This window comes from Mammaliicoccus sp. J-M40, assembly GCF_022386395.1.
Taxonomy (GTDB): domain Bacteria; phylum Bacillota; class Bacilli; order Staphylococcales; family Staphylococcaceae; genus Mammaliicoccus; species Mammaliicoccus lentus.
Genome location: NZ_JAJNIQ010000003.1, coordinates 224,557 through 240,236 on the forward strand (window position 1 = coordinate 224,557; position 15,680 = coordinate 240,236).

Consider the following 15,680-nt stretch of genomic DNA (forward strand, 5'->3'; position numbering starts at 1 on the left):
TTACACCTCATTTTTGGCATAACATCACGACTTTATAATGAGAAAATAAATACAATTATAATAATAATCGGTATAATATATCTCATTAAAACTCTCCATAATTTAAACCATTTTACAGATAAATGATTTCCCATACGGAATTCTTTTTCCACAAGTTCTGGATTCATTCTGAAAGATATAAATATTGCGATTAATAAACAACCTATTGGTAATAATATATTACTCACTAAATAATCTGTCGCATCAAATATAGATTTCCCAAATATTGATATGTCACTTAAAACACTATAAGACAATGTAGAAGGAATACATGCTATAAACGTCAGTAATCCTAATATCCAAACAATCTTCTTTCTAGAACGTTTACCATCTTTTTCAAATGCTGAAATAATGATTTCGAACTGACTGAATGAAGAAGTTAAAGTCGCGAATAAGAATAATAATAAGAACAATGTTAAGAATAAAGTGCCAAATGCCATTTGCCCAAAAACATTTGGTAACACAATAAATAACAATCCTGGCCCTTCAGTAGGTTCTAATGAAAAAGCAAATACGACTGGAAAAATAGCCATACCAGCTAAAATAGAAACTAAAATATTCATTCCTGATACTAATGCTGCTGATGTCGGTAAGCTTTCTTTCTTACTTAAATAAGAACTATATGTAACCATACAAGAAAATCCAACTGCTAGCGCAAAGAACGATTGACCAAGCGCAAATAGTATACCTTTTGCACTAAAATCAGAAAGATTAAATTTAAAGAAGAACGCTAATCCCTCAGATGCACCTTCTAATGTTACTGCTCTTACAACTAAAATAAGGAAAAAAATTAGTAGCAATGGCATTAAATATTGATTCGCTCTTTCGATACCATTTTTAATACCAAAATTTAATACGAGTACATTCATTAATATAAATACAAGTACACCTAATAATGCAATAAAGGGATTCCCAATAATTTCTTCGAACATTTTCCCGTAATTTGCACCATCTGAAATTAAGTTACCTGTGATACTCATCGTTGTATAAATCGTTATCCATCCACCTACAACACTGTAGAACGATAACAATAAGAAACAACCAATAACCCCTAATCTTCCTGTTATACGCCATGGTGACTTAGGTGCTAATGTGTCGTATGCCGATACAGCCTCTTTATTCGTTGAACGACCAATGATGAATTCTGAAATCAACATTGGTAAACCTATAAATAACGTAAAAATGATAAATATAAGTAAAAATGCGCCTCCGCCATACTGACCAGCAACGTATGGAAACTTCCATATTGCACCTATTCCAATCGCTGCACCTGCTGCTGCCATCACAAAACCTAATTTAGAAGACCATTGATCTCGTTGTTCATTCATGTCATCACTCCATTCAAATCTCTTAGTAGAAGTATAACGTATAATCGTATACTACACAGTAAGAATTTTTATGAATCAATAAATATTTATCCTTCTAGCTTTAAATTTCACGTTTTTATAGAAAATCCACTTTCAACCGAAATTTATCGGAGTTTATTTTAAAAATAGCGTATGGTAATCTTAATTCAAAGAAAAATTAATCTATAACTAAAGGGAGTGAAACAATGATACAAGATGACACATTAACGCCAGAGTATGCTAAAAAATATTTTTACAACTTGCTTAAAAAGGTAAATGAAAATCACACACCAATAATTATTAGTGATAAAAAATCACATAATAGTGCAGTAATAATTAGTAAAGATGAATGGGACAGTATACAAGAGACACTTTATTTAGAAGATATGGGAGTTATGAATAAAGTCAGAGCTCGCGAACAAGATAATAGTCTATTTACTAATGTTAATGATATAAATTGGAATAATTTATAGATGTTATTCACTGAATAAATATTATATAATAATTGTAAAAAATAGGAGGTAGGTATATGGAATATGCCACTTATTTAAAAGCGCTAGACGGTCGCTTAGAACAAAATGAAACAACTCGAGAATTATTTAGACAAATAAAAGGAATAGAAGGTGAAGAATTAATTAAACAAATATTAGATCAAGAACTTAAGTTAAATTATGTGCATGATATCGAATTGGATATAAACAATAAAGTTCAAATTGATTTTTTAATTGTCGACGACGAAAAAATTATAAATTTAGAAATTAAACACTACAAAGGTGACTACTATATAATTGATAACCATCTTAAAAATAGCTATGGAAATATATTTCAAACACCTTTTCAGCAGATGAAGCGGGCTGAGTATGAACTAGAACTTATGAAATCTAAACTTGATATCAAACGCACAGTTGAATCCTATCTCATCTTTACTAACCCTACATTTACGCTTCATACAGAAATCCCTCACCGCAATCAAGTACTACTACCTACAGAATTACACAAAATCCCAAAATTAATTAAAAATTATAAAATAGAAGAAAATAAAATTATTTTGAATAGAATAAAGACCTTGAAGAAAGATTTTTCGAAAATCTATCCAAAGAATTTATTACCTTTTGATCAAATAAATCCTGGATTAAGGTGTCCACAATGCAGAAAAATAGGACACATACAATTAAATAGCCATAAGAGGTTTGGAGAATGTATGTATTGTTCGAAGAAAACTGCAAGACAATTATTATATTTAGAAAACTTAAAAGAATTATATATATTGAAAAACGAACCTTTTACTTTGAAAGAAGCTCAAATATGGTGTGATGGAAATGAATGGGCAATTAGAAAATTATGTAACCAATACTTCAAAAAAGAAGGTCAAAGAAAAATCCAATATTATATTTGATACGTTTAATAAAAAGCACCATTTTTGTAAGAGCAGCATTCTTATTGGATTTTCTACGACATTAATCCAAGTACACACACTCTTATTGGATTTTCTAACTCATTAATCCAAGTACACACACCTTTATTGGATTAACTGTGACAATAATCCAAGTAACCATACCTTTATTGGATTTTCTAACTCATTAATCCAAGTACACACACTCTTATTGGATTTTCTTCCTCATTAATCCACACCCCACACTTCTACCCTTGCCCAGCACCATATATTCACTGGACCGTCTACACTTAATTGGACAACTTCTTTAAAGAGAAGTATTGTTAAAATTAAGAAAGTAGGTGGTCTTTTTATGAGAAGAGAGCGTAGAGAATACAGTAATGAATTCAAACAGCAAATGGTTGATTTATACCTTAATGAAAAACCAAGATCTGAAATTATTAGAGAATATGATTTAACCCCATCTGCATTAGATCGATGGATTAATCAAGCAAAAACCTCTGGTTCTTTTGAGCACAAAGATAATCTTACAAAAGAACAAAAGAAAATGATGGAACTAGAAAAAGAAAATAAACAGCTAAAAATGGAAAACGATATTTTAAAGCAAGCCGCGCTGATAATCGGACGAAAATAGATGTGATAAATAAGAATACTCACAAATATTCAGTATCAGCAATGTGCAAAGTCCTACAAATGCCAAGAAGTACCTACTATTACCACCAAAATAATCAACATAAAGTTAATAAAGAAAACAATGATGAGATATTAGCAGATGAAATTGAAGATATATTCATTTCTAATCGACGATGTTATGGTACACGTAAAATAAAAATTGCCTTAACGAAACGAGGACTATATGTGTCTAGGCGTAAGATTGGTGTATTAATGAAACAAAGAAACTTAGTTTCTACTTATACAAAGATGAAATTTAAAGTAACATCAAGCAAGGTAAACCAATCTACTACCAAGAATCATTTAAATCGTAACTTTAAAAACCATAAACAGTATAAATACATTGTTTCAGATTTAACTTATGTCCGTGTGGACAATAGATGGCATTATGTATGCTTATTTAGTGATTTATATAATCGTGAGATTATAGGCTATAGTGTAGGACAACGCAAAAACGCTGACTTAGTATTCAAAGCATTAGCAAGTATAGAAACAAATCTATTTAATATAAGCTATATCCATACAGATAGAGGACGAGAATTTGATAATCAATTAATCGATAAAGTAATTGATGTATTCAATATTAACCGTTCTTTAAGCCGTAAGGGAAATCCATATGATAACGCAGTAGCAGAAACAATATTTAAAGCAGTAAAGACAGAATTCATAAATACTACAAGATTCTATACGATAGAACAATTAGAAATTGAATTAAAAATGTATATAAACTGGTATAACAATGAAAGAATACATGCAGGATTAAATTATCAAACGCCAACCTCTTATAAACTTATGAATTCTGTCTAAGTTTTTGTTGACATACCAATACTTTCTCCAAAAATAAAACCATGACCTTAGCGAGTTTTACACGAGCTAAGGTCATGGTTTTCATCATGCCCACCAAATATTTTCGAGTTTTTCGTTTATATTTACTGATTGTAGATTTTGTACTGCTTTTTGGAAGCCTTCTTCTACGGACATTATAGGATCTTCATGTTCAATACTCACGACGTAATCATATCCATTGATTCTTAATGCGCTTATTATATCACCCCATACTTGAGGGCTATGTCCATAACCGACAGATCTAAATGTCCATGCTCTAGATTGTACGGAGCCATATGGTTGCATGTCTGTTAATCCGTACATATTTACATTTTCCTGATCAATGTATGTGTCTTTTGCATGGAAGTGATGAATAGCGTTTGCTTTGCCCAGTATTTTTATAGCTGCTACTGGATCAATACCTTGCCACCATAGATGACTTGGATCTAGATTCGCACCTATTGCATCGTTAGTTGCTTCTCTTAATTTTAATAACGTATGTGGTGTGTGCACCGAAAATCCAGCATGTAATTCTATTCCGACTTTAACGTTATGATCTTTAGCAAATTGTGCCGCTTCTTTCCAATAAGGTATCAGCTTCTCTTCCCATTGCCATTCATAAATTTCTGAGTATGCTGTTGGCCATGGTGTGACTGGCCAGTTTGGATGTTTCGCATCTTCATCTGATCCTGGTATACCTGAAAATGTATTGACTACAGGCACTCCTAAAATCGATGCAAGCTTCACTGTTTTAATAAATGTATCGTGTGCTTGTTTAGCATGTTCTTCATCCGGCGAAACTGGATTATCGTGACAACTAAACGCACTAATTTCTAATCCGCGTTGTTTAATCGCATCCATGAAAGATTCACGTTTAGCTTCACTTTCTAATAATGCATCAACATCACAAAAATGATTTCCCGGGTTACCACCTGTTCCGATTTCTACCATCTTCAAACCTGAATTCGCGACATAATCTAACATTTCCTCAAATGATTTATCTTGAAAAAGTACTGTAAACACACCTATTTTCATATGTATCGCTCCTTTATATTTGATATTAAGTTAATCTAACACTACGTCCTTCTTCACTGCTTCTATATATTGCATCTATAATGAGACTGACTTTTCGAGCTTGTTCTGGTTGTACAATTAAAGATTCTAGTCCTAAACAACTGTTCACAAAATTCATGGCTTGTCTCTGTGCTGCTAAATCTTCATTATGTTCTGCTACAGCTTTTTCATTAAAAAAGTTACCAAATTTAGGTTGATATATTTCAAATGGATACACATTCAATCCTCCATCAACGCCTGAAATACTTAAATGTATGTTATCTTCTTTAATGTTCGCTGACCAAGAACACTCAAATTGCATCGTAGACTGATCGTCAAATGTAATAAAACTAGAAACATGATCGTCCACTTCAAAAGTACTACTATCAAATGTTCCCCAGTCATTAATTTGATTAGGTGTTTTACTTAATCGGTTATAAGTTTTACCTAATACTTCAACAGGTTGAACATCCTCAAGTAACCAAAGTGATAAATCTAATAAATGACAGCCGTAATCTATTAGACTTCCACCACCTTGTAGTTCTTTATTCGTAAAAACTCCCCATCCAGGTACTTTACGTCTACGCATTGCTTGAACTCTTGTAACAAGAGGACTCCCTACAGTGCCACCTTCAATTGCTTTATGAGCTGTAATAGCAGCATCTGTAAATCGATAATGGTATCCAATAGCTAACAATTTATTTGCTCTATTAGCCGCTTCAATCATCGCATCACATTCTTCTTTATTCATGGCCATTGGTTTTTCACAAAATACATGAACACCTGCATTTAACGCCGCAATACTTATTTCTGCATGAAACTTATTCGGTGTGCATATTACAACTGCATCTATTTCGTTAAACATTTCTTCATAATCTTTAAACACATGAGGTATCATATGTTCTTTAGCTACTTGTTGTGCTAAATCATAGTTAATGTCTTGAACACCTACAATTTGAGCAGTACCTTTTAATTGTTTAAATGCAGGTATATGTCTGTTTTGAGCAATACCTCCAACGCCTATCATACCTAATTTTAATTTGTCCATAATTCACTCACCTATTTCTCACTGATATGCTCTAACGGTTGAGCATTACCATATTGATGTTTAGGAGTGTTAAGGTTTTCAGCCCATTCCACTGCATTTTTAATAACGTGCTGTATTTGTGAGTTATAATATGTAGGATAGCTTTCATGTCCAGGTCTAAAATAAAATATTTTTCCGTTTCCACGTTTGAAAGTTGCGCCACTACGGAATACTTCTCCGCCTTCAAACCAACTTATAAATACTGTTTCATCTGGTGCTGGTATATCAAAGTGCTCGCCGTACATTTCTTCTTTTTCTAATTCGATATATGAGTCTAAACCTTCTGTTATTGGGTGAGTAGGATCTACAACCCAAAGTCTTTCTCTATCATCTGCTTCACGCCATTTTAAATCACATGTTGTCCCCATCAAGCTTTTAAATATTTTAGAGAAATGTGCTGAATGTAACACAATTAATCCCATTCCATCTAGTACGCGCTGCTTTACTTTTTCAACAATTGAATCTTCTACTTCATCGTGAGCTTTATGTCCCCACCAAATTAAGACATCTGTCTGATTTAATACATCATCAGTTAAACCGTGTTCTCGTTCATCCAATGTTGCTGTTTTAACATTGTGTTTTTCACTTAAAAATTCAGCTATGACATTATGAATGCCTTTTGGGTAAACTTTCTTAATTTCTTCGCTTTCTACTTCGTGACGAAATTCATTCCATACTGTTATATTCATTTAGACATCCCCTTTAGTTATTATTCAAAATAAACAGCTTTTCCTGTTTTCGCAGATTTATATATACCTTCTAATATTTGAGTGATGACAATAGCTTCTTCAGGTTTTACGACAGGATCAGTATCATTCAAAATACTATCAATCCATGAACGCGCTTCTACTTCTGCTTCATCAACTTGTTCTCCTTCATAAAAGTCCACGCCTTTATTTTCAAGTTCAACTTGAGTTGTATATAGTGAACCAAAGTCTTCACCATGTATTCTTAAGCCATCTTTCATGTCTGCTCCACCTTCAGTTCCTGAAAGTTCACATTTAGCTTCATCTACATTAAGTGAATTAAGCGCCCAACTTGATTCTAAAACGATTGTTGCACCATCTTTCATCTTGATAAATCCAAATGCAGAATCTTCTACAGTAAATTCCTTAGGATCCCATGGTCCCCAAGCATTTGCTGCATTTTCTTTTTTACCTAATTTATGAAAAGTTGACCCCATTACTGATTCAGGTTCATAGTTATCCATCATCCATAATGTTAAATCAAGTGCATGTGTTCCAATATCAATTAACGGGCCTCCACCTTGTTGTTCTTCATCTAAGAATACACCCCACGTAGGCACTGCTCTTCTACGTATAGCATGTGCTTTACCATAATATATATCCCCTAAATCTCCACGTTGTGTTGCTTGACGTAAGTACTGGCTATCTGGTCTAAAACGATTTTGATAACCAATCGTTAATTTCTTACCAGTTCTTTTAGCTGCTTCAATCATTTCTTGTGCTTCTTCAGTTGTCTTAGCCATTGGTTTTTCACACATCACATGCTTGCCTCCTTCCAATGAAGCAATTGTTAATTCTTTATGCGAACTATTTGGCGTACAAACGTGAATAACATCAATCGTTTCATCTTTCAACAACTCTTTATAATCTGCATAAGCCTTTGCTTGTTCAGTACCGTAATAGTCTGCTGCTACTTCAGCCTTCTCTACATCTATATCACAAAATGCTACAATATTTACTTCTTCAATTTTCTGCAAGCTTGGTAAATGCTTGCCATTCGCTATACCACCACAACCTATAATACCTACATTTAATTGCATCGCTATTTCCCCTTTTCAATTATAATTAATTTTCATTTTAGCAAACGCTTACATTTAATGTTATAAAAATTTATAAATATTACTCTTTATACATATCGTAAATTAAATAATGATAAACACCAATCAATAACACTTGTTTAGAAACTTATTGTTCGTATTAGAATATATTTTCATCTGATGAAAATATTTCCGCGATTTTTTAGCTTATTCTCAATATTCTCGGACATAAATTCTAACTCAAAATAAATAAGCATATCACTTTTAAACTGAAATAATCAGTTAAGTGATATGCTTATTTTTATAATCTTACTTCAGATGTTTGAGTATACGTATCTTCTCCAAGGTTAATCATTGATTCTGAAATGTTCCTTGAATGATAACCTATACGCTCTAATATTGAGATCATATCTATATATACAAGACTGCCTTCTGGTGAGCATTCCCCAGAACTTAAACGTTTAATATGTTTCTTTCTTAAGTCATGTTCTAATAAATATGAATCTTCACTTCGTTTTACAACCTCATCTTTTTTAACATAATCATATACATCAAATGCTTCGAATGTTTTTTCATATGAAATTTTAACATGTTCATAAAGTCTATCTATACTTTGCTCAGCTTTTTCTGAGATTCGAATATCAGATGATTCTTTTTTCTGCAGTTCATCTAAATAAGATTCTGTTAGTGCTGATACTTTCAAAATTGTTCTATTCACATCATATAATACAGATAGACGTTCTCCGTCTTTTGCTGATAATTTTTTCTCTGACAATTTATTTAAATATTGTCTAACATTATCATACATATTCTCGATGGCAGCGTGTTTTTGTTTATGTTTTTTAACAGCTTTATCATCTGTGTGATCTACTTTTTCAAGCATAGACATTGATAACTTTCCGATGTTTCTAATTTCATCTTGCGCTTCTTGCAATGCAATACTCGGCGCTCTATTGATTAAGTTATTATCTAAATATTTAGGTTTATATTTTTCATTTAAATCTTCACCAGGAATAATTTTTGTAACTAACCACGCTAATACAAAAATAAATGGTAATTGAATCAATGTGTTTGTAATGTTAAATGTACCATGTGCAAATGCGATTACCATTTCTGGATTTAATCTAAATGCACCTTGCATCCATGTAACAGCCGCTTCATAAATCGGTAAAATTAATAAGAAAATTGCCGCACCGATTAAGTTAAACAATACATGTGTAACTGCAACGCGTTTAGCTGCTAATGAACCTGCTAAACTTGCCAATATAGCTGTAATTGTTGTACCAATGTTATCGCCTAATAAAATAGGCAAAGCTCCGTGTAATGATATTAAATCATTCGCAAAGAATCCTTGCAATATACCAATTGTTGCACTAGAACTTTGAACGATTAATGTTACAAATGTTCCTGCAGCAACACCTAGTATCGGTGTATGAGACATATTTAGCATAATATTGTGGAATCCATCTAAATTAGCTAAAGGTTTTACTGCGCCACTCATTAGCTCTAACCCATAGAACAAAGAACCGAAACCAAAGAATATCATACCAACATTCTTAACTTTACGTTTTTGAACAAAGAATATTAAAAATGCACCAATTGCTAATATAGGTAAAGAATATTCCCCAATATCAATACCAATAATAAATGCAGTAACAGTTGTACCGATATTTGCACCCATTACGACACCAATTGCTTGTCTTAGCGTCATAAAGCCTGCGCTGACTAACCCTATCGTAATAACTGTTGTACCTGAACTACTTTGAATCAAAATTGTAACAATCATACCAGCTAATACGCCCATTATTGGGTTGCTAGTAAATCTATTTAAAATACTTCTCAGTCTATCTCCTGCTGCAGCTTGTAATCCGTCTCCCATTTGCTTAATACCATAAAGAAATATACCTAGACCACCTATAAAAGTGAAGATAATTTCTAGCGCCGACAATTCCATAAGACACCTCAATTAAATTTTTTGTAACCATTGTGAATATTAAACGATAATTGTTAATCTAATGTAAATTTTATATTAAGTTTCGTTTAATTCAACTATTTTCTTTTAAATACAAAAGAACTATGAAATTGTCGCAAATAAACATTTACAAATCAACCCTATTTATTAAATAAATCTTCAATATTATTGTACATTTTAAAAATCATCATACGTTCGCCAGTACGAGAACTTAAATCAGTATGAAAACTGTCAACTTTTTCATTAGTTATATTAAATATTATTTCATAAAGATGTGAAACGTCTGATTCCACTAAAGTAGATCTCGTGCGTTTAATGGAAAGTAAACCTTCCTTTGTTTCAGAGACTTTGTATTCAGCAGGTGTTAAAATACCTTGTAAATCCACAATAATCATATCTCTTAAAATATCTGTCTTCACTGACAATGAACCTCTACCTAAATATTCTTTTTCCCATTGTGTGATAGCTTTACTTATTGTAGATTCACAGTATCCTTTCGTCATGTCCATATCTTTCATCTCCTCACAAATTGATAAATACTCTTTAAGTTGTTTCTTGAATAATTGTTTCTGCATCATTTTCTTTGAATATTATCCCGGAAATTTTAATATTTTCCGGTACTAATGGATGGTTATAAATCTGGTTAACACTTTCTTCAATTCGTTTATGAACATCACGTTCACCATTTAACCAATCTATAATACTTTCACCATTCATTTCTGGCTTACAATTCTCAAATAAATAGTCTATCGTTTTTAAACGACTTTCCATGCTTTTAATCTTTTCAGGTAAGTCAATATTAGGTAAATTATAAGCCTCGTCTTTACCAATGATGTATATTTCTCGAATGTCTTTCTGATAAATCGATATAATGATTGATCTCATAACTTCTCCATATGCTTGCGCTATTTCTGATTGATAACTATTTATAGTAAACACATGAGCTGTCTTATCAAATACTTGTCTAACAAATTCGTCTTCTGAATGTGTATTTAATTCACCTAATATCAATATATTATTTTCTTCGTTCATCATTATACATCCTCTCAGCAAAAAATTGCTTCCTATCTGTTTACCATTTAATCCATTCTCCATGTTCATTAATACTTGAAATTAATAACCAACCATTTTTCAATTTGGTGTTTAACACTTCATTTTCATTTAATAAACGTTCAATGTAATGATTAGGCGCTTGTATAACGATTAATAATCGAATCGGTGAATGATAAAAATCTTCATCTGATTTCATAACAGATTGCCACGGTAACCCTGTTAATAAATCACTAGCATTACCTTGCATTACACCAATGCCTGAAGTAACTGTTTGAGTCGCTTTACTGCCACTTCCATAAAAGTGTGGAGCAACCGTTGAAGCATAATATTGTAAATTTATCCATTGGGAAACAGTCGCAGGCCCTGTCAAAATAGTATTCAATAAAACGCCATCTTGATCCTTTCTCCAATCATAATTGTGCAAGAATGACCTTCCATTTAATTGCCGCTTCTCTGTTAATTTCCTTTGACCAATTATAAACGATGCATTACGTGCTAATCCCCATTCAGGTCGCACTTCACTCCAGTCACTAGATATTTTCTTAGCTTCTTTAGTAGCATTTTTCTTATCGTAATGAATGCCTGGTAATTGTGTTAATCTCAACTCGTTAGCTTTGCGACTCACTTCTGGAATTGTATTTTTTAATAATATATATGATTCTTCAGCTTCTTTCGATAATTCCGGAACATATATCCATTCAAGCTCATCAATTGTTGTACAATGTTCTGCTGCGATAAACACTGTCTCTTCAGGTATAAAAATATGATGTTTAAGCAGTCCTGTTCTAACTTCAGGTAAATTACATAACGTCGCTAGTACTTTAGCATTGAAACCACTTGCTGAACCGCCACAAGCACCACAATCTAGAGAAGCTGAATAAGGGTTGTTAGCTGTGTGACTACCATGACCGCATATCACAACTAGGGGAGCAAAACCTTCAGTTAAACTCATTAATTTTAAAGCTTCTGCCGTATAATTGATTTTTTCTTTTTCTGTAAAACCAATTGGCAAACTATCTTGTTGTCCATGATTATGTTCATGCTCGTTAATTGTTAATGTTGTTTCAGGTTTTTTCAAAAATGTATCGTTAAATTTATTAATGATACTACCTGAACTTTTCGGCATAAAGCTTCTTGTAATAGTTTGAATACTAAGCCATGGTCCAGTTAGTTCCGGTAATAATAAACTAGGTAATACATTTTGTTTCATCTTTTTAAAAGTATAAATTAAGGAAGATACTGTTTTCTTCTTATCCACATAATCATTTTCATTACTGTTCGCTTCAAACTCTTGAATTTTATGTAGCGGTTGGTTCATAACCGGTAATGAATTATGCGTATGTTGATGCCCTAATTCACATTTTTCTATTGGTAAACCGAAAAAACCCGCGATACCAATCGTTTCAAATGGTCCTTCCATTTCTAACTGTCTTCTGAAAGGTTCTGATCTTGTATCTATACAGAATGCCAATTGCGCTTTCGTTTCTTGTATTGGCATGTTATTAACATGTTGAGAGTTAATTTCTTGTCTTAAACTTAATTCATAAGTATCTTCCCATGCTTCTAACAATATTTTCTTACGTGTAATCTCATCAAAATCAAGAGAAAATCGTATATATTCCTTTTGTTTATCTTTTGGTAATGCTAGCCATTTTTCTAAAGTGAAATCTCCCCACTCTAACCATGCAACTATTGAAGTGTAATCAACTTCTTGTTCTAATAAATCTTCAGGTACGAGATTTCCGATTAGTGACCATTCTAGAGCTAGTCTAATCGTTAAATATTCTTGTAACAGATTTTTTGTTTGATTAGATTTTTCATCATACCAAAGCATCATACCAGCCCATCCTGGTAATGAGATTAAATGCGATTCTAAATAAGATTGAATATGTTGTTGTTCAATATTCAAATTATCTAAGCAACATTCCATTGCTTCAATTGAATCTTCAGGTAAATTTTTAAATTGTTGACGTATATTTTTATTTAATGCAGGATCCAATACGACCATCTTTTTCCAAGCATTATAAAAACTTTCATTATGTGTTGGCATCGACCAACCAGATTGAGCATTATCTAAATATAATTTGCACCATTTTATAATATGATAGTTCAATATATCACTGTATGGTTCACCTGATTTACTTTGTTGATAAGCACTCAACATTTTAACTTTCTTATTTTTAGATAGATTAAATTCATCTACAGTATAATGTTGTTTTAATTCTTTTTCGTATTGCTTAACTACTTCATCTTTTAAAGTTATGCCTTTTAAAGCTTTCTGTGCAAATTGGAGTAATTCTTCTTTATCAATTTTATAGTCTGCTTTTTCTAACCAATCTTCTAATTTATTTGAAATAAAATATTCATTGATTTCTTCTTTTTTAATAGCAGATTTAATAATATTTTTATTGGCATACATGTTAATTTCTTGTGTTTCTTTTATCCATCTTGCGACTTCTTCAAAAGTTTGTTCTTCCATATTAGCCCACGGGTTTCTAGCAGCAAAAATTGAAATCGGCGATAACGGCACGATAACTCGACTTGCTGATTGTATGATATTTTTTATATTTTGCGTATTTAAGATTACATTAACCATGTTTATAACCACCTTTTACAAAATGATCTTTCAAATATCTTGGATGACTTTCAACAGAGTGATATTTTGCTTCTCCGAAATGTACAAGCCATAAATATGTCATTAAGAATATGCGAGAAGATTTATTTCTTCCTATCCACATGCTCATTAAACTACCTAACACCAACATTGCAATCATGACAGTGACAACAAAGAAAGGTGGTTCTGCAAGTTGAAATTCAAATTGTTGTAACCAATGATGAAAGAAGTTATGAATAGCGAAGTATACAACACTGATAGAGACTAATGCTGCTAAACCTATTATTCGTCCTAATTTTCCTTCTCCAAATGCAACAAGCTGTGTCCATGATACAGATAAGGACCAAGCTAATATAAGTGCACTTATGAATTGATAACTACTATAAGGGGTAATCAACCAAAAAGTGATACCTATAAATACAGCTAAGAAACGACCGACTAACACCCAAATATAAGATATGCTTTCATTCATTCTTGTAGGCACTTCAAAGTGTCTCACAGCCGATCCTGAACGTAAGAATAAAGTTGCTTTAAACAATCCATGTAATATGAGATGAATAATTGCAGCTGAATAAGCTCCTAAAGCACATTGAATAAGCATAAAGCCCATTTGCCCCATCGTAGATCCAACTAACTGCCTTTTATAATCTACATGGACTAAGCTGATGCCTGAACCTATTAATACAGAAACACTTGCAATAATAAGTAAAATTGATAACGTCCACTCGTTCATAAAAATCGGTGAAAATCTTGTTAAAATAACGCCACCCACATTTACAATTCCGGCATGCATAATTGCTGAAACAGGTGTTGGCGCTGCAACAGATTCTATAAGCCATCTATGGAAAGGCCATTGAGCGGCAGGAATAATCACTGATAATATTAATAGAAGCTGTATGATAACACCTTGCCACGAATCAAATGATTTTAAATTTTCTACAGTAAATATTGCTGAAATTGCCCATTCTCCAGATAAATAATTCACGAATAATATCGCACATAATAAAGAAAGCCAACTCACTAAGAACAAAATACCTGTTATTTTAGATGCTTCTTTTGTCACTTTCCATTGTTTGTTCAATTTTATTAACATTGTTAAACAAAGTAGCGTGATGCCCCACAGTCCTGTCATAATTCTCAAGTCATCACTCAACCATGCTACAGAGGCGAAAGTTGTCATTATCGTAAACAATGTAAAATAGTTTCGATAATGCGCATCTCCGTATAAATATCTCAATGAAAACCTTTGGATAATTAATCCAATCATCAATATAAAGAATGCAAGTAGCCAAGATAATACATCTAAATGCCATGGACCAATTTCTAGATTTTCTCGAATAAAAATCGTCCCAATTAAAGCAATAAATGTAGGAACCGAAAAAATGATTAAATGATATTTAGCGTAACGTAATGGTACTTTATGTATAAGAAATAACAATCCGCTTAAAATCGCTATAACTAATGTGATGAAAAATAATACTAATAAACTCATCATATTGACTACTCCTTTATATATGACTTAAAAATAAAAAAGCCGACAATTTAAAACAAATCATTCATAATGATTTGCTATAATTGTCGGCTTCAACCAAACATACTTAACGTTGTTTGTATTGCTTCCTTTATTATTAAAATATAGAATAATATTTATTATTTCCTGAGAAATAGTTCATTTTTTATTAATAGTTTTAGTAAACTTCTTTTTCAATTAACCAATATATATTAGCCAATTGCTAAAGAATCTATACCCAAGCTATTTTTTACATACTTTTATAACATATATTTATTTTGTAAAATTGTCAATAAAAAGTCCTAAATTATATGTTATAAGTTTTATTTATTC

At 32.0% G+C, this 15,680-nt stretch carries 13 protein-coding genes; 3 read left to right on the forward strand and 10 right to left on the reverse strand.

Annotation, left to right across the window (positions count from 1 at the left end):
- Positions 1 to 32: 32 nt before the first annotated feature.
- The gene (locus LQ688_RS05610) at positions 33 to 1,367 is read right to left on the reverse strand and encodes a sodium-dependent transporter (protein ID WP_017000886.1); all 1,335 of its coding nucleotides are present in this window, start codon (positions 1,365 to 1,367) and stop codon (positions 33 to 35) included.
- A 224-nt stretch (positions 1,368 to 1,591) separates the two neighbouring features.
- Between LQ688_RS05610 and LQ688_RS05615 the strand changes: the two genes are divergently transcribed.
- The 3 genes from LQ688_RS05615 (at position 1,592) to LQ688_RS05625 (ending at position 4,257) form a co-directional block, all read left to right on the forward strand.
- Positions 1,592 to 1,858, forward strand: a complete 267-nt coding sequence (locus LQ688_RS05615; protein WP_064211819.1) for a type II toxin-antitoxin system Phd/YefM family antitoxin — start codon at positions 1,592 to 1,594, stop codon at positions 1,856 to 1,858.
- A gap of 56 nt (positions 1,859 to 1,914) precedes the next feature.
- The gene (locus tag LQ688_RS05620) at positions 1,915 to 2,781 is read left to right on the forward strand and encodes a nuclease-related domain-containing protein (RefSeq protein ID WP_064211818.1); all 867 of its coding nucleotides are present in this window, start codon (positions 1,915 to 1,917) and stop codon (positions 2,779 to 2,781) included.
- Positions 2,782 to 3,130: 349 nt separating this feature from the next.
- A protein-coding gene (locus LQ688_RS05625) for an IS3 family transposase (protein ID WP_135020667.1) occupies positions 3,131 to 4,257 on the forward strand; the annotation gives its coding sequence in 2 pieces (ribosomal slippage) (positions 3,131 to 3,377 and positions 3,377 to 4,257; 1,128 coding nt in all).
- Positions 4,258 to 4,341: 84 nt separating this feature from the next.
- Here the strand turns inward: LQ688_RS05625 and LQ688_RS05630 are convergent.
- The 9 genes from LQ688_RS05630 to LQ688_RS05670 all read right to left on the reverse strand — a co-directional run bounded on the left by LQ688_RS05630 (position 4,342) and on the right by LQ688_RS05670 (position 15,332).
- The gene (locus LQ688_RS05630) at positions 4,342 to 5,310 is read right to left on the reverse strand and encodes a sugar phosphate isomerase/epimerase family protein (protein WP_017001011.1); all 969 of its coding nucleotides are present in this window, start codon (positions 5,308 to 5,310) and stop codon (positions 4,342 to 4,344) included.
- A 25-nt stretch (positions 5,311 to 5,335) separates the two neighbouring features.
- A complete protein-coding gene (locus LQ688_RS05635; RefSeq protein WP_017001010.1) occupies positions 5,336 to 6,376 on the reverse strand; it encodes a Gfo/Idh/MocA family protein in 1,041 nt (346 codons plus the stop codon).
- An 11-nt stretch (positions 6,377 to 6,387) separates the two neighbouring features.
- Positions 6,388 to 7,104 carry a ThuA domain-containing protein gene (locus LQ688_RS05640; protein WP_231051284.1) on the reverse strand — a complete coding sequence of 239 codons (717 nt, stop codon included), beginning with the start codon at positions 7,102 to 7,104 and terminating at the stop codon, positions 6,388 to 6,390.
- 20 nt (positions 7,105 to 7,124) lie between these two features.
- On the reverse strand, positions 7,125 to 8,201 hold the full coding sequence (locus tag LQ688_RS05645) for a Gfo/Idh/MocA family protein (protein WP_231051283.1): 1,077 nt from the start codon (positions 8,199 to 8,201) through the stop codon (positions 7,125 to 7,127).
- 298 nt (positions 8,202 to 8,499) lie between these two features.
- Positions 8,500 to 10,152: a Na/Pi cotransporter family protein gene (locus LQ688_RS05650; protein WP_017001007.1), complete on the reverse strand. Its 1,653-nt coding sequence runs from the start codon at positions 10,150 to 10,152 to the stop codon at positions 8,500 to 8,502.
- 158 nt (positions 10,153 to 10,310) lie between these two features.
- Positions 10,311 to 10,679 carry a Na-translocating system protein MpsC family protein gene (locus LQ688_RS05655; protein ID WP_017001006.1) on the reverse strand — a complete coding sequence of 123 codons (369 nt, stop codon included), beginning with the start codon at positions 10,677 to 10,679 and terminating at the stop codon, positions 10,311 to 10,313.
- 34 nt (positions 10,680 to 10,713) lie between these two features.
- Entirely contained in the window at positions 10,714 to 11,205 is a 492-nt protein-coding gene (locus LQ688_RS05660; protein WP_017001004.1) for a carbonic anhydrase, read from the reverse strand.
- Positions 11,206 to 11,242: 37 nt separating this feature from the next.
- The gene (locus tag LQ688_RS05665; RefSeq protein ID WP_147640709.1) at positions 11,243 to 13,819 is read right to left on the reverse strand and encodes a DUF2309 domain-containing protein; all 2,577 of its coding nucleotides are present in this window, start codon (positions 13,817 to 13,819) and stop codon (positions 11,243 to 11,245) included.
- Positions 13,812 to 15,332 (reverse strand): NADH dehydrogenase subunit 5, encoded by a 1,521-nt coding sequence (locus LQ688_RS05670; protein WP_147640708.1) that lies wholly within the window; start codon positions 15,330 to 15,332, stop codon positions 13,812 to 13,814. The genes LQ688_RS05665 and LQ688_RS05670 overlap by 8 nt, the downstream gene beginning before the upstream one ends.
- Positions 15,333 to 15,680: the final 348 nt, after the last annotated feature.